15 protein-coding genes and 1 pseudogene are annotated in these 19,654 nt (G+C 71.9%); 7 read left to right on the forward strand and 9 right to left on the reverse strand.

Annotated elements, in window-relative coordinates:
* Positions 1 to 5: 5 nt before the first annotated feature.
* From AB0M76_RS28590 to AB0M76_RS28600, 3 genes are all read right to left on the reverse strand, one after another.
* On the reverse strand, positions 6 to 1,340 hold the full coding sequence (locus tag AB0M76_RS28590) for an ABC transporter substrate-binding protein (RefSeq protein ID WP_365955597.1): 1,335 nt from the start codon (positions 1,338 to 1,340) through the stop codon (positions 6 to 8).
* Positions 1,341 to 1,406: 66 nt separating this feature from the next.
* Entirely contained in the window at positions 1,407 to 3,089 is a 1,683-nt protein-coding gene (locus AB0M76_RS28595; RefSeq protein WP_365955598.1) for a glycoside hydrolase family 13 protein, read from the reverse strand.
* Between the two features lie 240 nt (positions 3,090 to 3,329).
* Entirely contained in the window at positions 3,330 to 4,604 is a 1,275-nt protein-coding gene (locus AB0M76_RS28600; RefSeq protein ID WP_266670639.1) for an ABC transporter substrate-binding protein, read from the reverse strand.
* A 168-nt stretch (positions 4,605 to 4,772) separates the two neighbouring features.
* Here AB0M76_RS28600 and AB0M76_RS28605 point away from each other — a divergent pair, with 168 nt between their 5' ends.
* The 4 genes from AB0M76_RS28605 (at position 4,773) to AB0M76_RS28620 (ending at position 9,246) form a co-directional block, all read left to right on the forward strand.
* Positions 4,773 to 5,279 carry a PadR family transcriptional regulator gene (locus AB0M76_RS28605; protein ID WP_030869259.1) on the forward strand — a complete coding sequence of 169 codons (507 nt, stop codon included), beginning with the start codon at positions 4,773 to 4,775 and terminating at the stop codon, positions 5,277 to 5,279.
* Positions 5,276 to 6,079 (forward strand): ABC transporter ATP-binding protein, encoded by an 804-nt coding sequence (locus AB0M76_RS28610; protein WP_365955599.1) that lies wholly within the window; start codon positions 5,276 to 5,278, stop codon positions 6,077 to 6,079. Before AB0M76_RS28605 ends, AB0M76_RS28610 begins: the two co-directional genes overlap by 4 nt.
* Positions 6,080 to 6,081: 2 nt before the next feature.
* The gene (locus AB0M76_RS28615) at positions 6,082 to 8,442 is read left to right on the forward strand and encodes an FtsX-like permease family protein (RefSeq protein WP_365955600.1); all 2,361 of its coding nucleotides are present in this window, start codon (positions 6,082 to 6,084) and stop codon (positions 8,440 to 8,442) included.
* Positions 8,443 to 8,820: 378 nt separating this feature from the next.
* Positions 8,821 to 9,246 carry a VOC family protein gene (locus AB0M76_RS28620; RefSeq protein WP_365955601.1) on the forward strand — a complete coding sequence of 142 codons (426 nt, stop codon included), beginning with the start codon at positions 8,821 to 8,823 and terminating at the stop codon, positions 9,244 to 9,246.
* A 51-nt stretch (positions 9,247 to 9,297) separates the two neighbouring features.
* On the opposite strand, the gene AB0M76_RS28625 is transcribed toward AB0M76_RS28620, so the two are convergent.
* The 5 genes from AB0M76_RS28625 to AB0M76_RS28645 all read right to left on the reverse strand — a co-directional run bounded on the left by AB0M76_RS28625 (position 9,298) and on the right by AB0M76_RS28645 (position 13,691).
* Positions 9,298 to 10,080, reverse strand: coding sequence for a crotonase/enoyl-CoA hydratase family protein (locus AB0M76_RS28625; protein ID WP_365955602.1), 783 nt, complete (start codon positions 10,078 to 10,080; stop codon positions 9,298 to 9,300).
* Positions 10,081 to 10,188: 108 nt separating this feature from the next.
* A complete protein-coding gene (thpR, locus tag AB0M76_RS28630; protein ID WP_365955603.1) occupies positions 10,189 to 10,773 on the reverse strand; it encodes an RNA 2',3'-cyclic phosphodiesterase in 585 nt (194 codons plus the stop codon).
* 139 nt (positions 10,774 to 10,912) lie between these two features.
* On the reverse strand, positions 10,913 to 11,644 hold the full coding sequence (locus AB0M76_RS28635; protein ID WP_365955604.1) for a class F sortase: 732 nt from the start codon (positions 11,642 to 11,644) through the stop codon (positions 10,913 to 10,915).
* Between the two features lie 26 nt (positions 11,645 to 11,670).
* Positions 11,671 to 12,513, reverse strand: a complete 843-nt coding sequence (locus tag AB0M76_RS28640; RefSeq protein ID WP_365955605.1) for a hypothetical protein — start codon at positions 12,511 to 12,513, stop codon at positions 11,671 to 11,673.
* Positions 12,514 to 12,704: 191 nt separating this feature from the next.
* A complete protein-coding gene (locus AB0M76_RS28645; RefSeq protein ID WP_365955606.1) occupies positions 12,705 to 13,691 on the reverse strand; it encodes a ribosome-inactivating family protein in 987 nt (328 codons plus the stop codon).
* 202 nt (positions 13,692 to 13,893) lie between these two features.
* Between AB0M76_RS28645 and AB0M76_RS28650 the strand changes: the two genes are divergently transcribed.
* The 3 genes and pseudogenes from AB0M76_RS28650 to AB0M76_RS28660 form a co-directional block, all read left to right on the forward strand.
* Entirely contained in the window at positions 13,894 to 16,452 is a 2,559-nt protein-coding gene (locus AB0M76_RS28650; protein WP_365955607.1) for a discoidin domain-containing protein, read from the forward strand.
* Positions 16,453 to 17,003: 551 nt separating this feature from the next.
* On the forward strand, positions 17,004 to 18,008 hold the full coding sequence (locus AB0M76_RS28655; protein WP_365955608.1) for an alpha/beta hydrolase-fold protein: 1,005 nt from the start codon (positions 17,004 to 17,006) through the stop codon (positions 18,006 to 18,008).
* A 145-nt stretch (positions 18,009 to 18,153) separates the two neighbouring features.
* A pseudogene (locus AB0M76_RS28660) lies at positions 18,154 to 18,504 on the forward strand (sigma factor); the annotation flags it as partial.
* Positions 18,505 to 18,592: 88 nt separating this feature from the next.
* On the opposite strand, the gene AB0M76_RS28665 reads toward AB0M76_RS28660, so the two are convergent.
* On the reverse strand, positions 18,593 to 19,579 hold the full coding sequence (locus AB0M76_RS28665; RefSeq protein ID WP_365955609.1) for an aldo/keto reductase: 987 nt from the start codon (positions 19,577 to 19,579) through the stop codon (positions 18,593 to 18,595).
* Positions 19,580 to 19,654 lie beyond the last annotated feature (75 nt).

Below are 19,654 nucleotides of genomic sequence, written 5' to 3' on the forward strand. Positions count from 1 at the left end.
CCGCCTCAGTTCCCGTACGCCTTGGCGGCAGCGGCCTCGAGCTCCGCGGCCGTGCCCTGGGGGTTCGAGGGGTCGCGCAGGAAGTCCTGGAGGAGCTTCCATTCGCCCGCGCCCTTGGTACCGCCGAACGCGGCCGGGGCCTGGTCCGACATGTCGAAGCGGACCGAGTTGCCCGCTGCGACCAGCGACTTGGCGGTGCTGCGGGTGGTGTCGTCGCCGTACGTGGCGAGGTCGACCTGGTTGTTCGGGGACAGGAAGCCGCCCGCGCCGGCCCAGACCTCGGCCGCCTCGGGCCCGGCCAGGAACTCGAGCAGCTTCATGCCGGCCTTGTTGTTCTTGGCGTCTTTGAGGACGACGGCCGCGTCACCGCCGCTGACCACCGGCGCCGTGCCGCCGTCGACCGCGGGGAAGGGGAAGAACTTGGCGTCCTCCCCGAGCTTCTTGCCGAACTGGTCCTTGGCGACCCCGCCGACGAAGTCGCCCTCGTAGACCATGCCCGCCTTGGGCTGAGGGCCGAAGACCTGCTCGACCGACGAGGGGAAGTCGGTGCCCAGCGCCGTCTGGGCGCCGCCGGCGACGAGCTGCTTGTCCTTGAACAGTTCGCCGAGGGTGGTCAGCGCCTTGACGACGCTGTCGTCGGTCCACTTGATCTTGTGCTGGGCGAGCTGGTCGTACTTCTCCGGCCCGGCCTGCGAGAGGTAGATGTTCTCGAACCAGTCGGTGAGGGTCCAGCCGTCCTCGCCGGCTACGGCGAAGGCCGGGCGGCCGGAGTCGGCGAGCGTACGGCCGGCCTTCAGCAGGTCGGCGTAGCTCTTGGGCTCGCTGACACCGGCCTGGGCGAAGGCGTCGGGGGCGTACCAGACGGTCGACTTGTGGGCGGCCTTGAAGTACAGGCCGTAGTACTGGCCGTCCACGGTGCCGTAGTCCTTCCACACCGGGGCGAGGGAGGAGCCGGCCGTCTTGGCGGCCTGGTCGGACAGGGGGAGGAGCCAGCCCTCCTTGGCGAACTGCCGGAGCACGCCCACCTGGGGAACCATCACCACGTCGGGCGCGTTGCCGCCCTCGATCTTGCTTCCGACGAAGGTGGAGACGTTGTCGCCGGAGGGGACGAAGACCGTCTTGGCGCCGGTCTTCTCGGTGAAGGCGTCCAGGACCTTCTTGAAGTTCTTCTGCTCGCTGCCTGTCCAGACACCGGCCACGGTCACGGTCTGGCCGCTCAGTTCACCGCCGCTCGCGGGCCCGGTGGTGCCGCTGCCGCAGGCGGTGGCACCGAGGGCGAGGGCGAGGGCCGCCGATGCGGTGGCAGCGGTCCGCCGGGTCGTCTTGCTGGGTCGTCGCATGATGAGGTCCGTTTCTGGAGGTCGGCACATGGGAGGTCAGGAGGTGGGGACGTCGGCAGGTGGGTGTCAGAGGGTCGGGCACTCGGCCGTCCACCAGGCGGCGGTCGCCGCGGGGAGCACACCGTCGGGACAGGGTCCGCTGGCGAGCAGTGGGGTCCCGGCGACCGGCGCGGGCACCGGCTCCGTGCCGAAGTTGACCGCGCAGATCAGGCCGTCGCCGCGGGCGATCGCCAGCACCTGCGGGGGTGCGTCCAGCCAGCGCAGGGCGCCCTCGCCGAGCTGGGGCAGGCTGCGCCGCAGCTGGAGGCCCTCGCGGTAGAGGTGCCAGAAGGAACGGGTGTCGGCCAGGGCACGGTCGGTGGCGTGCTCGGCGAACCACTCGGGCTGCGGCAGCCACGGTCTGGCGTCGGCCACGCCCTGGCTGAAGCCGAACGGGGAGGCGTGTCCCGACCAGGGCAGCGGCACGCGGCAGCCGTCCCGGACGCGCTTGCGGCTGCCGGTGCGGTGGAAGATCGGGTCGGTGAGGACCTCGTCCGGCAGGTCGAGCACCTCGGGAAGGCCGAGCTCCTCGCCCTGGTAGACGTACGCGGCGCCGGGCAGGGCGAGCATCAGCAGGGCGGCGGCGCGGGCCCGGGCGGCTCCCAGTCCGCTGCCCCCCACCCCGGGCTCGCCCGCGTACCGGGTGACCGTACGGACCTGATCGTGGTTGTTGAGCACCCAGGTGACGGTGGAGCCGGTGCCGGCGATGTCGCGTATCGCCTCGGTGATGGTCGAGCGGAAGGCGTCGGCGTCCCAGGGCGCGCTGAGCAGGTCGAAGAAGAACGCCTGGTGCAGCTCGTCGGGGCGGACGTATGCGGCGTGTTCGCGCGCGGTGGGCACGGACACCTCACCGACCAGCAGCCGCTCGTCGCCGTCCCGGGCGGTGTACTCCTCGCACACCGAGCGCCAGCGGCGCCACACGTCGTGCACCTCGGGCTGGTTCCAGGCCAGCTGGTTGACGGCGTCGCGGGCGCGCTCGTCGGCTCCGGGGTCGTCCGAGTCGGGCAGCTCGGGGTGCTTGAACAGTCCGGCGGCGACGTCGATGCGGAAGCCGTCGACTCCGCGGTCCAGCCAGAAGCGCAGCACCCGCTCGAAGTCGTCGCCCACGGCCGGGTCCCGCCAGTTCAGGTCCGGCTGCTCGGGCGTGAACAGATGCAGGTACCACTCGCCGGGGGTGCCGTCGGGCTGGGTGATCCGGCTCCAGGCGGGACCGCCGAACATGGCGCGCCAGTTGTTGGGCGGCTCGGCTCCCTCCGGGCCGCGGCCGGGCGCGAAGTGGAAACGGGTGCGCGGCGCACTGCCCGGCTGCGCGGCGAGCGCGGCGCGGAACCACGGGTGCTCGCTCGAGCAGTGGTTGGGGACGATGTCGAGCAGCAGCTTGAGCCCGAGCCGGCGGGCATCGGCGACCAACCGGTCGAACTCGGCGAGGTCGCCGTAGACGGGGTCGACACCGCAGTAGTCGGCGACGTCGTAGCCGTGGTCGTGCTGCGGCGACGGGTAGAAGGGGCTGAGCCAGATGCCGTCGACACCGAGCTTGCGCAGGTAGGGGAGCCCGGCCCGGACGCCTGCCAGGTCGCCGATGCCGTCCCCGGTGCTGTCGAGGAAGCTGCGGACGTAGACCTGGTAGATCACCGCGTCGCGCCACCAGGGGGCAGCCGGGGTGGTGGTGCGGGAGGGGTGGCCGGTGTCGGCCGGAAGGGTGCTGAGCATCTCGCGTCGACCTGTTCTGCTGAATGCGAGAGCGCCCCGGATCGGTGCGCTGTTATGCATGCATGTTAAGTAGCAGCGACGGGAAGGTGTCAACGATGTGTCCAGAAACAGCGAAAAGCTGGGAGGGTTTGTACCGAAGTGCCCACATGCACGACGAAGGGCCTCTACTTAACATGTAAGTAGAGGCCCTCGGGGAGTGTGTCTGGGGAGTGGAGGAGCGGAGGAAGCGGAGTGGTGCGATCAGCCCTTGCGGGACAGGGGCCCGAGCTCGCGCGCAAGCCGCGCCGTCGCCTGCTCGGGCGTCTGGCGCTGCGCCATCACGTCCTGTGCCACGGCCTGCACCGCGAGGCTCACCTGGTCGTAGCGCGGGCTCTTCGGGCGTGGCGCCGCCGACAGCACGCTCTGGCGGAGCGTGGGCAGGTACGGATACGCGCGGATCAGCTCGGGGTCCTCGTACAGCGCGGCGCGCACCGGTGGCAGCGAGCCCTCGGTGAGCACCTGCCGCTGGACCCGTTCGCTGGTGAGGTAGGAGATCAGATCGGCCGCCGACGCCGGATGCCGCGCATGGCTGCTCACGGCGAGGTTGGAGCCGCCCAGCACGCTGGTGCCGGGGCCGTCGGGTCCGGGCAGCGGCACGGCACCGAACCTGCCCGCGACCTTCGATCCGGCCGCGCCGGCGTCCGCGTACACGTACGGCCAGTTCCGCAGGAAGAGCAGCCGGCCGTCCTGGAACGCCTGCCGGGACTCCTCCTCCTTGTAGCCGAGCGCCTCGCGCGAGATCCAGCCGTCCCGCACCCCGTCCGCGAGGAACCGCAGTCCGGCGCGCGCCGCATCGGAGTCCACCGTCACGCGCGCGCCGTCGTCGCGCAGGATCGAACCGCCCGCCGACTGCACGGCCTCGGTGACGTTGACGGTGAGCCCCTCGTACGGCAGGAACTGGCCTGCGTAGCCGTCCAGTCCGTACTTCGGGGCGATCGTGCGCGCCTGGCGGACCAGCTCGGCCCAGGTGCGCGGCGGTTGCTCGCCTTCCTGCTCCAGGACGTCCTTGCGGTAGTAGAGGAGACCCGCGTTCGTGACGTACGGCACGGCGTACAGCCGGCCGTCGAAGGTCGCGGTGTCGACGACCGGACGCAGGAAGGTGTCCAGGGGGAAGCGGTCGCGCTCGAGCGGGGAGATCCATCCGGCCGCCGCGAACTCGGACGTCCAGGCGACGTCGATGTTCAGTACGTCGAACCGGTCACGGCCCGACCGCAATTCGCTGATCATCTGGGCCCGGGTCTCGTCCGCCGAATCGGGCAGCTCGACGAGCGTGACGCGCTCGCCGGGATGGCCGTCGTTCCAGTCGTCGAGGAGCGGGGAGAGGTAGTCGGTCAGATCGCCCGCCGTCACGAGCGTCAGGGGACCGCGGCCCTCCGCGGCCAGGCTCGCGTCGGCGTGTACGCCGAAACCGGCGTACCCCGCCAGCACCACCGCCCCCACCAGGAGAGCTCTACCCGCGGCACGCATCCACCGCATAGATTCCTCCCAGTGCACGATCCGGCTGCGCTGCCGGCCATCGTGGCCTATATATACCCGTTAGGCATGGGCGATACTAGACGTCCAGGCAGACGAGGCGTACGGCGGCTGCACCCGGTCCGCTGCCGAGTGAACCGTTGACTACGGAGCGGGAAGGAGGGGGAGCGAGTGCGGCTGGCGCTCCTTGCGCTCCTCACCCGTAGCCCTGCGCACGGTTACGAGCTGAAGCAGGACCTTGAGAAGCTCCTGGGCGCCGCGTACCCTCAGCCCAACGTCGGCCAGATCTACGTCACCCTCGGCAGGCTGGAGAAGAGCGGCCTCATCGAGGGCGAGGACGTCGAGCAGTCGGGCCGGCCCAACAAGCGCACGTACCGGCTGACCGACGCCGGGCGCGAGGCCGTGCTGGCCTGGTTCGAGGAAACCGCCGAGGAGCCCCGGGTACGGGACGAGTTCTTCATGAAGCTCGCACTCGCACCGCAGTCGGGTCTGGCCGATCCGATAGCGCTGATCAACAAGCAGCGGCGGCAGTACCTCAACACCATGCGGGACCTGTCCAAGCTGGCGGCGGCCGAGGACCGCGACAACAAGATCTCCCAACTGCTGATCGAGGGCGCCATGCTGCACCTGCAGGCCGACCTCGACTGGCTGGAACGCTGTCAGGAGGAGCTGGAATGAGCGACGACGCGACCACCGACGCCACCACCACTCCTGCCGTGCCCGCCCCGCCCATCGTGCGCGCCGAGGGCCTGACCAAGACGCACCACGGCGAGGGCGTGCCGGTGCATGCCGTGCGCGGGGTGGACCTGTCCGTCCAGCCGGGCGAGTTCGTCGCCGTCACCGGGCCGTCGGGAGCCGGCAAGTCCACGCTGCTGCATCTGATCGGCGGCCTCCAGCGGCCGGACAGCGGGAAGCTGTGGCTCGGCGGAGAGCGGGTCGACGAGTACCGCGAGGCACGCTGGGCGGTCCTCAGGCGCCGCAGCATCGGCGTCGTCTTCCAGTTCTTCAACCTCGTCTCCAACCTCACCGTCGCAGACAACGTCGAACTGCCCGCCCTGCTCGCCGGCGCCTCCCCGAAGGCCGCCCGCGCATCCCGCGCCGAACTGCTCGCCGAACTCGGCCTCGAAGGCCGTGAGCGCTCGATGCCCGGCGAACTGTCCGGCGGAGAACAGCAGCGGGTCGCGCTCGCCCGCGCCCTGGTCAACCACCCCACGCTGCTGCTCGCCGACGAACCGGCCGGCAGCCTCGACAGCAAGGGCACCCGCGAGGTGCTGAGGCTGCTCTCCCGGTTCCACCAGCGCGGCCAGACGATCATGATGGTCACCCACGACGCCCGGATGGCCAGTGCCGCCGACCGCGTCATCAGCTTCTTCGACGGGCGCATAGCCGACGACGCGCAGCTCGACGGCGGCGGGCGCCGCGGGCCCGCCCGCGGCGTGTCCGGCGTACTGGACCTGGACCCGGAACCGAAGCGGTGACCGTGCGGGCCACTCTGCGCTGGGCGCACGCCGACTTCCGGGCACACCGCGGCGAGGCCCTCTTCGTCGTGCTGGCCAGCGCCGGGATCATCGCCTCGCTCCTGCTCGCCGGCGCACTGTTCAGCTACGCCGCGAACCCCTGGCAGCGGATCTTCAACCAGTCCCACGGCGCGCACATCTGGCTGCAGACCCGCGCCGGGGCGGACATGGACGCGCTGTCCGGCGTGGACGGGGTCGCAGCCCTCGCCGGTCCCTACCGCACCGCGGCGACGACGGTCGAGTCGCGCGGCGCGCGGGTCGGCGTGACGCTGCGCGCGGTCCCGGCGGCGCCCCCGGAGACGGGCCGGCCGCTCGTCACCGACGGCAGCTGGTTCCCCCGGCCGGACGACGGCGTACGCGGCGACAGCGGCACCGTGGTCGGCACCGGCACCGGCAGCGGCGCCGTCGTGCTGGAGGCCTCGGTCGCGCGGGCGCTCTGGGCCGAGCCGGGCGACACCGTACGGGTCACCGGGCCGGACGGCGCCCCGCACGTACTGCAGGTGAGCGGGATCGCCGAGGTGGCCGAGCCCCGCTACCACCCGGGCGGCGGGCCCGGCATCGGCTGGGTGCTCTCCGGCACCCTCGACGGGATCGCCCACGGAGACACCGGGCAGAGCGTGGGCCTGCGCCTGGAGGATCCGGACGACACCGACTTCATCGTCCAGCGTGCCGTGACCGTCCTCGGCGCCGACCGGGTGGCCCAGGTCACCAAGTGGCAGCAGGCACGGGCCGAGGCGGGTGGCGACGACCGGCTCCTCGGCCAGATGTTCGCCGTCTTCGGCCTCGGTGCGCTGCTCGCGGCGGCCCTCGCCGCAGCCGGTGCGATCGGCGCCCGGGTGCGCGGCCAGCTCAGGGACATCGCCGTCCTCAAGGCCGTCGGCTTCACCCCCGGCCAGGTGACCCGCGGCTTCCTCGTACAGCATCTGGCCTTCGCGCTGCTCGGCGTGGCCCTCGGCACGGCGGCGATCGCCCTGCTCGGCGCCCGGATACCCGGGCGGATCGGGGAGGCGGCAGCGGTCTGGCAGGACCTGCCCGGCCACACCGCGCTCATGATCGGCGTCCCCTGCGGGGCGGTGCTGCTGATCGCGGCCGCCACCGGGCTGTCGGCCTGGCGGGCCGGACGGGTGCCACCGGTGCCGGTGGCCCGTGCGGCGCTGCCGTCCGCCGCGCCGATGACCGCGCTCGGCCGCCGGGCCCTGGGGATACGGGTGCCTCCCGCGCTGGTCCTGGGGTGGCGGGCGGCGTTCCCCCGCCGCGGCCGGACGCTCGTACCGGTGGCCCGGCTCGCCCTGCCGCTGGTCCTCATCACGGTCGCGCTCGTCGCCTGGTCGACGCTGGACCAGTTCCGCAGCCGGCCCGCGCAGATGGGACTGCCCGCGGCGCTGACCGTACGGGCCGAACAGTCCGCAGGGTCTTCCGACGCGGAACTGGAGAAGACCCTCGCGGCGCTCCCTGACATCGCCGCGGTCCATCCGGGCGCCGAGATGGCGGCGCTCGTACCGGGGCAGACCGGCACCATCACGCTCCGCGGGCTGGGCACGGCCCGGGACCCGTACCCCTCCAAGGTGGTCGAAGGACGCGCGGTCCGCGGTCCGGACGAGGCAGTGGCCGGGCAGGGGCTGCTCGACCTCCTCGGGGTGCGGGTCGGCGCGTGGGTGCGGATGACCGTCGAGGGACGGCCGCAGATCCTGCACCTCGTCGGCCGCACCATCGAACCCGAATCCGGGGGCCGGGTGATCACCACGACCATCGACGCCCTGCGGGAGCGCGATCCGGGGCTGCGGCCCGGCTTCCACGCCCTGGTGCTGCGCAAGGGCGCGGACCCGCGGTCGGTGAGCGCCGCGCTCGCCGTGACGGCGGGCGGAACGCTGGAGGTCAGGGAGACGCCCAATCCGGTGGACCGGCTGGAACCGGCGCGCGGAGTGATCGCCGCCCTGATCGCGGTGCTCGGACTGATCGGGCTGATCGAACTGCTGACACTGATCAGCACGGGCGTACGCGACCGGGGGCGGGACCTGCTCGCGCTCAAGGCGATCGGGCTGACGCCCCGTCAGATTGGCGCGATGATCGTGACCGCCGCCGGACTGACCGCGCTGGTATCCGCCGTGGTGGGGACGACGGTGGGGGCGCTGTCCGGCAGCTGGCTGGTGGACATCCAGGGCGCGTCGAGCGGGATCGGCGCGGGCATCGCCCAACTGCCGCCATTTCCGGTGCTGTTGACGGTGGTCGCCGGGGCTGTCCTGGGCGCGGTGGCGGCGGCGCTGGTACCGGCGACACGGACGGCCCGGCGCAGGCTGGCGGACTCCCTGAGCGAGACGCTCTGAGGCCTCGGGTCACGGCGCCCGGGGGTCGGTGTCAGAGCCCGCTACTAGTCTTCGGGCCATGATCGAGTCTTCCGAGGGCTTGCCCTGCGGGCTGGATGAGTTGTTCGCGGATGCGGGGTGTCTCGTCTGCGCCGAACCCGATTGGATCCTGGCGCTGTTGGACCGGGCGCGCGGTTCGCGCGCCCGGTTCGTGGCTGCGGTGTACCGGGCTTCGGCAGACGTGCACCGGCACTTCGACGCCCCGCGCTGGAGGGCGCCCTGCACGCCGGAGCCCTGTCCCTGACCCGCTTCGACGCGGCCGACCGCCGTCCGGATTCGCCCTGGTGACACGCACCGGCGGCCCGTCCGTTCGGCTATGACTCACGGCACAGTGGAGCCATGAGCGCTGACGACAGGAACATTCTTGCCCGGGCACGTGTGTCGACCAGGCTTCCGGCCCAGGACCTGGACCGGGCACGGCGTTTCTACGCCGAGCAGCTCGGTCTGGAGCCCGTCGACGAACGGCCCGGCGGGCTGCTGTACCGGTGCGCAGGCACGGAGTTCGTCCTGTTCAGGTCGACGGGCGCCTCGCCCGGCACCTTCACCCAGATGGCGTTGGAGGTCGACGACATCGAGACCGCCGTGTCGGAACTGGGGCAGCGCGGAGTGGTCTTCGAAGAGGTCGATGTGCCGGGGTTCCGGACGAAGGACGGGATCGCCGAGATCGAGGGGAACTACCCGAGCAAGGGCGCGCGGGGAGAGCGCGCCGCCTGGTTCCGTGACAGCGAGGGAAACCTGCTGGGTATGGGCGAGCCGGTCGTCTGAGTCCGCTCGCCCCGGCGGGCGCGGCCCGCCGCCGGGCCCGGCACGATCCGCTCACTCCCCGAACGCGCCGTGCCGCCCCGCACCCGTGGCGAACCGGCCCGCTCCCGCCTGGGTCTCGCCCGCAGCCAGCGGCACCAGACCGTGCCGGTACTCTCCCGCCAGCGCCTCAGCCTCGCCCATCCCGTTCTGTTCCAGGACGGACAGCCGGTCGTGGCGCAGGCACAGTTGGGGGAACGCGGCGATCTCGCGGGCCAGCGCCTCCGCGGCCTGCCGGGACTGCCCCGTGGGCACCACACGGTTGGCGAGCCCGATCCCGTGCGCCTCGGCGGCGGCGACCGGACGACCCGTCAGGATCAGGTCCATGGCGCGGCTCTCGCCGATCAGGCGGGGCAACCGTACGGTACCGCCGTCGATCAGGGGTACGCCCCAGCGGCGGCAGAACACCCCGAAGACCGCGTCCTCCTCCGCCACCCGCAGATCGCACCAGAGCGCCAGCTCCAGGCCCCCGGCCACCGCGTGCCCCGCGACGGCCGCGATCACCGGCTTGCCGAGCCGCATCCGGGTCGGCCCCATGGGCCCGTCCCCCGACGCGAGCACCTGATTGCCGCGCTCGGTGCCGATGGCCTTGAGGTCGGCGCCCGCGCAGAAGGTCCCGCCCTCGCCCCACAGCACGGCGACGGCCGCGTCCTCGTCGGCATCGAACCGGCGGAAGGCATCGGCGAGCTGTGCCGCCGTCGGACCGTCCACGGCGTTGCGGACCCCCGGCCTGCTCAGGATCACCGTGAACACCGGGCCGTCCCGCTCCACGCGTACCGAGGCCTGCTCGTCCGCCATGCCGCATCCTCCCGCTCGTCGGCCTCCATTGTGCGGGAGGGTGGCTCCGGGGGCGGTGTGATGTGCGATGCAGGGTTTGTTGCGATGCAGGGTTTGTGCTGAAGGGTTTCAGCCGCGACCGGTGAATTCCCAGGCCTGGATGTCGCGGTAGTGGATCGGGCCGGGGCCGCGGCCTATGTTGCTGCCGACCAGGTGGAGGCGTTCGGCCTGCCATGGGCGGCCGGTGAACTCGGCGAGTGTGGCGGCGACTTCCACCGTGCTGGAGGCGTCGCTGCGGCGGGAGCGGGCCAGCGTGAGGTGCGGGCGCAGCGGCCGGTCTTCGAAGGCGATACCGCATTCCTTGACGACCGTACGCACCTGCGCGGTGAGCCGGTGCAGTCCGTCGAGCTCCCCGTCGATCCCGCTCCAGAGCACCCGGTGGTCGAAATGCCCGCTGCCGCGCAGCGCCAGCTCCAGGGGCCGGTGCGCTGCGGCGAGGGCGGCGAGCGCCGGCCGCAGCAGCGGGACCGCGGCGACCGGGAGTTCACCGAGGAAGGCCAGCGTGATGTGCCAGTCCTCGATGCGGTTCCACCGCATGCCCGGGTAGGCGTGGTAGGCGGGCCGCAGTTCCCGGGCCAGTTCCTCCTTGGCGTCGTCGGGCGGGGCGAGGGCGATGAACACACGGACGGTTGCGGGCTGGATCTCTTCGTTCACGAGGGACTTCGTACCGCACCCCGGATGATCCCGTCATCTTCCGTCGAGCCGGGACGGCAACAACTCCTGCTGATCTGCTCAGCGCCGACAGCGGGAGACCCCGGCGGGAAGTCCGGGGTCTCCCGCTGTCCGTAAGCGGCTACGCGGTGCCCGTCATGCTGGCGAACACGACCACATTGCTGTTGTAGTAGTGCTTCTTCGGGTCGAACTCGCCGCCACAGGTGACCAGGCGAAGGCCTGCGTGGTCGAGGTTCTTGTAGACCTCGAGCGTCGGGAACTCGGCCTTCGGGTACTCGGCGACCCGCTCCACCGTGAACGTGGCCGTCTTGTTGTCCCGCCGGGTCACCTTGATCGTGTCACCGGCCTTCATCGTCTTCAGCTTCTCGAACACTGCCGCCGCGCCGTTCCACGTGACATGGCCGGCGATCACGGCGGGCCCCTGGGAGCCGGGTGTCGGCCCCGGCTCGTACCAGCCCGCGAGACCGGGGTCCTTGGGGGTCTGCATCGTTCCGTCCGTGTTCTGCCGCAGCGTCTCCAAGGAACTGGAGACGCCGATGGACGGGATCGAGATGCTCTGCGGCTCCGACCGGGCGAGGGCGGGCTTGGCCTGGCCCGCACCCGAACCGTTCTGCGCCCCGCCCTCCGGCGACGCGTGGTGGCCGCCGGCGGATGGCTGCCCGGTGGGAGCGCCTCCGGCGCTGCCGCTCACCGGCGCCCCGCTCTGCGGAGCCTGACCCTGAGATCCGGCGGGCGCGGCCGGATCCTGCCCCCCGCACCCCGCGAGAAGCAGCGTGGCGAGGGCGGCGGCCAAGGAGGCGGCGGCCAGGCGGCGGCCCGGCCGCGCGGTGGATGCGGCGGGTGCGCGAAGCACGGTTGATGCGGAGGTCCGGCCGGCCCTCACGCGGCGGCCGCCGTGGTGTGCGTACGGACGCGGGCCGAGGCGGCACGCCTCCGCGCGACGAACAACGCACCGGTCGCGGCACCCGCCAGCGCCGCGGATACGGCGAGCGCCGCCCCGCTGATCACCGTCGCCGGCGCCACCGCACTCTGCGGAGCGCCGCCGCCGGTCTCGACGCCGCCGACCGGAAGGGCCCCCACGGACGCGCCCATCACCATGCCGCAGTTGGTCGGAGCCGTGGCCTCCTGGGGCAGCTTCGGGTCGAGCTCGCTCTTGCCGGCCCCCTCGAAGTCGTACTTGCCGTTCTTGTTGCGGTCGATGCCGTGCTGCACGATGTGCAGGTCCTTGATGTGGTCGACCACGGCCTGCGAGACGGTGATCGTCCGCTTGTACGAGACCTTGCCCTGCTTGTTCGCGATGGGCATGCGCTCCACGGCGAGCCCGCTGGCTGCCTGTGTGTCCCCGGTCGTGGTGAGCGAGATGTTGATGTCGCCGTAGTCGACGGTGGCCTCGGTGTTGCTGAGGATCCCGTCGCCGTTGGTGTCGTCACTGGCGTCCGGGCACTGGAAGTCGTGCCCGTTGGTCGAGCCGTGCAAGTGCTGGGCCGACGGCGACCCGGGCACCATGCCCTCGGACTCGATCTGCACGGTCAGCTGATTGCCCTTGAGGCTGAGCATGGCCGTACCCCGGGAACCGGAGTTGTTGAGCTGCGCCAGATCGATCTGGTACGCCTTCCCGCTTTCCGCGAGAGCCGGGCCGGAAAGCCCTACGGTCAGGAACACGGCGGCGGCGGCGGGCACGGTGGCGAGCACCACGAGGCGACCAGTGCGCTTGGCTATCACATTCGCTCCTGTTCCGCGGTTCCCGTCGTGGGGAATCGCAGATCGTACGGGTTTGACGTGAGCTCCCGGAGAGGGTCTCGCCACTACTTCGGAGCATCCACGCCGTTGGATTGGTACTTCTTCGAGAAACTTTTCGGTGGTCGGCTGCCGGCGCCCTGACCAGCGAAAACCACGAGAAACTCACAGGGCTGTCACGCGACCGACCTCGTCGTGGCCGGCAGCGGGCCACCGGTCATCCAGATGCCCGACATCTCTTCGGCCGGGACGGGGGAGCGGCCGGCCTCACAGATCATCTCCGTGAGTACGAGAAGCGCGTGCGCGGTGCACTTCGGATCGCTGTTCCGATGCAGCCGGATCACCGCATTGATCATGGGACGGCGACCCAGGTGCAGGCCCGAGCGCCGTACCCCGGCCGCCGTCTCGAGGGCGGAAGGCTCTCCGCCGAACGCAAGGGCTTCCGCACGGCGGACTCGTGGTGGCGCGACCGAGTCCCGCACGTGACGGAAACGCGCTTCCGGCGGGGCCTGCCAGTTCTCGAACGTGTTGCGGAAACCGGCGATCCGCAGATCCGAATTCCGGACCCGGAGCTCGATGCAGAGCTCGACGAACAAACCTCTCAACTGTATGCGGACGGGGAGATGATGAACCCTTTCCGTCCTGTACCCCGCCCTCCCGCGCAGGTCCCGTGCCTCCACCGCTCTGGACCTTATGGTCGACGCGAGGAGCCGGTATTCGTCCGCGGACGCGTACACCACCGGGCCCCGGCCCGGGACGGTGCGGATCGCCGTCGCCGCGGAGCGGACCGACGAGCGCGGCAGCGTCACGTCCCCGAGAAACCCGGTCCGCAGGACGACCCGTTCCGTGTCCACCTCGTGCGGATGCCGCACCACCGCGGCCACCACGCCCAGCCCGGCCAGGATCAGCAGCAGCTCGAGCGCCGCGTGCACCGGCCGTACGGCGGGCGGCAGCATCGAAGAAAGCAGGACGGTGGTGACGGCCCCCACGGCCACCAGGGCCAGTACCACCTGGCGCAGCTCAGCCGAGTGCCGCAGCCCCTGCGTCGGCCGGCGCCGTACAAGCACCGCCGCCAGTGCCCCGGCCCACACCCGCGCGATCCCGGCCTTGGCCGGCCGGGCCGTCACGCCCCCCGTCATCCGCTCCGTCGCCGTCACTGACATCCCCCGCCCCGTCGATCCCTCCGTTGCCTTCATCCAGAATCAGGCGGGTCCGATGGGGCGGAAAGTGATGAATGTCAGGGAAGTGTCGGGTACTTGACATCCGGCGATGCGGTTTCGCGCCAACTCTTCTCCATTTCAGGTGGGTTGTGGCTGTGTGGACCTATGTTCCATGGGGTTCACCGGTTCGCCCCAGGAGGTCAGATTGCAGAACAGGCGACGCTTCCTCGCCTCTTTCCACGCGATACGCCGTTCCCACCTGCTCATCGCCCTCGGCCTCGGCTCGCTGCTGGTCGGTCTGATGCCGTGGCTCGGGGTCGAGGGCCCGGCAGCGGCCGGCCGCGCCCCGATACCGCGACCCGCACCCGTTCCGTTCGACCAGCAGACGGCGAAGCAGTCACCGCACCACGGCATCGCGCCGGCGAACGCCATGGAACCCACGGCACCCGTCCTCGACCGGACCGGCTGGACGGCCACGGCGAGCGACGAGGAGACGGGCGGCGAGAACGGCCGCGCGGCCAACGTGCTCGACGGCAACGACAACACCGTCTGGCACAGCAAGTGGGCCGGTACCCCCGCCCCCTTGCCGCACAGCATCACCATCGACATGCACCGCACGGCCGTCGTCTCCGCCCTTCTCTACCGCCCCCGCGCCGACGGCGCCAACGGGCGCGTCGGCGAGTACAGCATCAGAGTCAGTACGGACGGACAGGCCTGGGCGAGCCCGGTCGCCTCGGGCACGCTGGCCGACGACGGCAGCGCCAAGACGCTCGGGTTCGCCCCGCAAGGAGCCCGGTTCGTACGGCTGACGGCGCTCACCGAGGCCGGCGGCCGCGGCCCCTGGACCTCCGCCGCCGAGATCAACCTGCTGGGCGACCCCGGCACCCCCGCAGCCACCGTCGACCTCTCCCGGACCGGCTGGACGGCCACGGCGAGCGACGAGGAGACGGGCGGCGAGAACGGCCGCGCGGCCAACGTGCTCGACGGCAACGACAACACCGTCTGGCACAGCAAGTGGGCCGGTACCCCCGCCCCCTTGCCGCACAGCATCACCATCGACATGCACCGCACGACGGCCGTCTCCGCCCTCGTCTACCACCCCCGCCCGGACGGACCCAACGGCCGTGCAGGCGCCTACACCGTCACCACCAGCACCGACGGCGCGGCCTTCGCCGCACCGGTCGCCGCGGGCACCTGGCGCGACGACGACACCGTCAAGACCGCCACCTTCACCCGCACCGAGACCGCCCGCTACCTACGTCTGACCGTGACCACCGAAGCCGGCGCCCGCGGCCCGTGGACCTCGGCCGGTGAGATACGCCTGAGCGGACCGGCCAGCCCGGCCGCCCACGGCGCCTGGGACCGGATCACCGGCTTCCCCCTGGTACCCGTGGCCACCGCCGCCCTGCCCGGCGACAAGCTGCTCGCCTGGTCCGCGTACGCCGTCGACCGCTTCGGCGGCAGCAACGGCTACACCCAGACCGCGATCCTGGACCTGAAGACCGGCAAGGTCACGCAGCGCCGCATCGACAACACCGGCCACGACATGTTCTGTCCCGGCATCGCCATGCTGGCCGACGGCCGGGTGCTGGTCACCGGCGGCAGCAACGCGGAGAAGGCGAGCATCTACGACCCGGCCACCGACGCCTGGTCCGCCACCACCAGCATGAACATCGCCCGCGGCTACCAGGCCATGACGCTGCTCTCCACCGGCGAGGCCTTCGTCCTCGGCGGATCCTGGAGCGGAGCCGCAGGCGACAAGGCCGGTGAGGCCTGGTCGCCGGACACCCGTACGTGGCGGGGGCTTCCCGGGGTCCCGGCCGTCCCGGCGCTGACCGCCGACCCGGCCGGACCGTACCGGGCCGACAACCACATGTGGCTGTACGCCACTTCGGGCGGCAAAGTACTGCAGCTGGGCCCGAGCAGGCAGATGAACTGGATCTCCACCAGCGGCCAGGGCAGCATCACCGGCGCCGGCACCCGGGCCGACAGCCAGGACGCCATGACCGGCAACGCCGTCGCGTACGACATCGGCAAACTGCTCACCCTGGGCGGCTCGCCCGCCTACGAGAAGACCCCGGCCACGCGGCGCGCCTACACCGTGAGCATCTCGGGCGGCCAGGAGGTGCAGGCCGCCCGTACGGGCGACATGGAGCACGCCCGCGCCTTCAGCAACAGCGTCGTCCTGCCCGACGGCAAGGTGGCCGTCTTCGGCGGACAGGCCTATCCGGTGCCCTTCAGCGACGCGACCTCGGTGCTGGCCCCGGAGCTCTGGGACCCGTCGACCGGCCTCTTCACCCCGCTCGCCACCATGGCCATCCCGCGCAACTACCACAGTGTGGCCAACCTGTTGCCGGACGGGCGGATCTTCTCCGGCGGCGGGGGCCTGTGCGGGGACTGCGCGACCAACCACGCCGACGGGGCCGTCTTCACACCGCCGTACCTGCTCAACGCGGACGGATCGCCGAAGCCGCGTCCCGTCATCACCGCAGGCGTGCCCTCCAGGGCGGCCCCCGGCACATCGCTCACGGTGAGCACCCAGGCCCCGGTGGCGTCCTTCGTCCTGATGCGGGCCGCGGCCGCGACCCACTCCACCGACAACGACCAGCGGCGGGTCCCCCTCGCGTCCACGGCCACGGGAACCGGCGCGTACACGGTCTCCATCCCTGCTGACACCGGTGTGGTCCTGCCGGGGAACTACATGCTCTTCGCCCTCGACGCCCAGGGGGTGCCCAGCATCGCGAAGTTCGTCACCATCTCCTGACCCCACGGGCGGTGTCCGGCGGTCGAGCCGGCCGGACACCGCCTCCGGTGACCCTCCGATCCGTGAGATCGTCCGATAAATTGCCCCACCGGACGGTCCGTTCACCGCGGGTCGGCCTCCCACTGGTGAGGGAGTGCCTGGCCAAGGACCCCGACCGGCGCCGGCCGCCGAGGACGTACGGGCGCGGCTCGGCGCCGCAGAGGAGGAGGCCTGGAGCAGGGCGGTGCCCCCGGCCCCCGTCGCCGACGTCGGCCGCCGGGAGGCCGGACTCACGCGTCTGCCGACCGCACCGCAGCCGCCTGCCTACGCCCCTGCGGGGCCCGGCGACTTCGCCGGCTCCGTCGCCGCAGTCGCCGGCCCTGCCCCCTGCCGTCGCGCCGGTGCCGCCGGCCACGGCTCCCGGAGCCAGAACCGGAGCCGGTAGCCCACTGGTGGTGACCTGGGCGGGTTCTCCGGCGTGGCTGCTTGCCCCGATGCGGATGCCGGCGTGTCATGTGTGAGGTCCGTGTCATGTGTCCGGTCCTGTGAACGCCCGGCCGCGTGAGGGAACCATGGTGAAACTTCCTGCGCGCCGTTCCCTGCTCGCGGCCGGGGCCGGCGGAACGTTCGCGGCCGCATCCGCGGCCTTCCTGCTGCGGGCCGCCCCCGGGGCGCCGGGACCGGAGCCGTCCTCCACCCCGCCCGCCTCGCTGCGCACCGACCTGGCCGTGCGCAGCCGGCTGCTCGGCCGTGACGTCCCGTACAGCCTCCACCTGCCCGCCGGGGTGAGCTCCGCGCCCCGGGGTGGTGGGCCCGACGGCGGGATCCCGGCCCTCTTCCTGCTGCACGGAGCGAGCGGCAAGCACACCGACTGGGTCGTCAAGGGCGGCATCGTGCCGACCCTGGAACGGGCCGTCGCGGCCGGCCGGATCCCGGCGTGCGCCCTCGTCATGCCCGACGCCCGGCGTGACCCCGGCATGCCGGGGGGAGGTCAGGACGAGACGTTCTACATCAACGACGCCGGATCCGGCGCCGACGCCCTGCGCTACGAGGACATGTTCATCGAGGAGTTCGTCCCTTCCGTCGAACAGGCCCACGGGCTGGGCGGCCGGGCGGACAGGAGGGCCGTCGCCGGGCTCTCCATGGGCGGCTACGGCGCGCTGATGTACGCGCTGCGGTACCCGGGCCGGTTCGGCGCCGCCGCCGGGCTGAGCACGGCACACTTCACCGACGAGGGCTACCGCGCGATGCCGATGGGGGAGTGGAACCGCTTCTTCGGCCATGCCTTCGGCCGCGACCTGGCCGGATCCGCCCGGCTGACCGACCGCGCCCGGGAGTACAACCTGGCCGACATCATCCGGCGCACCGCCCCCGACCGGCTCCGGCGCACCCGCTACCACCTCGGCTGCGGGACCGAGGACACCAACTATCTCCCGGGGACCGAAGATCTGCGCGCCGTGTTCGCGGCCCGCGGCGTGGACGCCGAGGTGGTCCTGGAACCGGGCGGCCACGGCTGGCCCTACTGGACCGTCGCTGCGGAGCGGATGCTGGACTTCCTCGGCCGCCAGCTCGCCTGACCCCCACACCGAACCCGGACTGTGGCCTGAATCGCAGCGGAGGGGTGTCACGGTTCCTCGGCGCGGAGTGTCTCGATGGGCGTCCGACGAGAGGAGCAAGGTGTGATGCCGAGGCGCCGGCGCACGTACGTGGTGGGGGCGGGTCATGGCTGAGGACGCCTTCACCGAGCAGGGTCCGCTGCTGTTCACCTTCGCCTACGAGATGCCGGGCAGCGCCACCGACGCCGAGGACGTGCTGCAGGAGAGCTACCTGCGGTGGAGCGCGGCCGACCGGGCCGCGGTCGAGCATCCGCGTGCCTACCTGGTCCGTACGGTGACCCGCCAGGCGCTCAACCACCTGCGCGCGGTCAGGGCGCGGTGCGAGGAGTACGTGGGCACGTGGCTGCCCGAGCCGATTCGCAGCGCGCCCGAGGTGAGCGACGACGTGATCGTGGCCGAGCCGGTGTCGATGGCCATGCTGCTCGTCCTGGGGACGCTGAACCCGACCGAGCGCGCGGCACGTTCCGCAGCATCCTCGACACCGCCGACAGCGAGCCGGCCCGACGCCGCGGCCGGAGCCATGAAGGCCCGCTGCCGCGGCGGGCTCAGCTGTTGACGAAGGTGAGGCTGGTCGCGTCGTAGCGGGTGCCCGCGATCTCCGAGGGCGGGGCTGCGGCCTCGATGGCCGCGAGGTCCTCGGGTGACAGCTCGACGGCCAGGGCCGCGAGGTTCTCCTCCAGGTACCGCTGCCGCCGCGTGCCGGGGATCGGCACCACGTCGTCCCCCCGGTGCTGGACCCAGGCCAGGGCGAGCTGGCCGGCGGTGACTCCCTTCGCCGCCGCCAGCTTGTTCAGCTTCGCGACGATCGCCAGGTTCCGTTCGAGGTTGCCGTCGGCGAACCGCGGCTGAGTGCGCCGGACGTCGTTCTCGGCCAGCCCCTCGACCGAGCTGTACCGGCCGGTCAGGAAACCGCGCCCGAGCGGGGAGAACGGGACCAGGCCGATGCCGAGCTCGCGGCAGACCGGGGCGATTTCCGCCTCCAGGTCGCGGGTCCACAGCGACCACTCGCTCTGCAGCGCAGCGATCGGGTGCACCGCGTGCGCCCGGCGGATGGTGCCCGCGCCGGCCTCGGACAGCCCGAGGTGACGGACCTTGCCGGCCTGCACCAGCTCGGCCATGGCGCCGACGGTCTCTTCGATCGGCACCTGCGGATCGACCCGGTGCTGGTAGTAGAGGTCGATGTGGTCGACCCCGAGCCGGCGCAGCGACGCCTCGCACGCCTGCCGTACGTACGCGGAGTCACCGCGGACCAGGGTCGGCTCGCCGAGGCGGTTGGCGAAGCCGAACTTCGTGGCCAGCACCACCTCGTCGCGGCGTCCGGCGACGGCCCGTCCGATCAGCTCCTCGTTGTGCCCGGCGCCGTAGAAGTCGGCGGTGTCCAGGAAGGTCACCCCGAGGTCGAGGGCATGGTGCAGGGTCGCGATCGACTGCGTGTCGTCCGACGCGCCGTAGCCGTGGCTCATGCCCATGCACCCCAGGCCTTGCGCGGAGACCGTGAGGTTGCCCAGGTGCCGGGTGGGGACGTCGCTCATGGTGTTGCCTCCTGATGTCGGAATCATCTGCCCAGGACGCTAGGTGTTGGAGTGCGCTCCATGTCAACCGACGGC

Source organism: Streptomyces sp. NPDC051364 (genome assembly GCF_040682115.1).
In the GTDB taxonomy this organism is placed as follows: domain Bacteria; phylum Actinomycetota; class Actinomycetes; order Streptomycetales; family Streptomycetaceae; genus Streptomyces.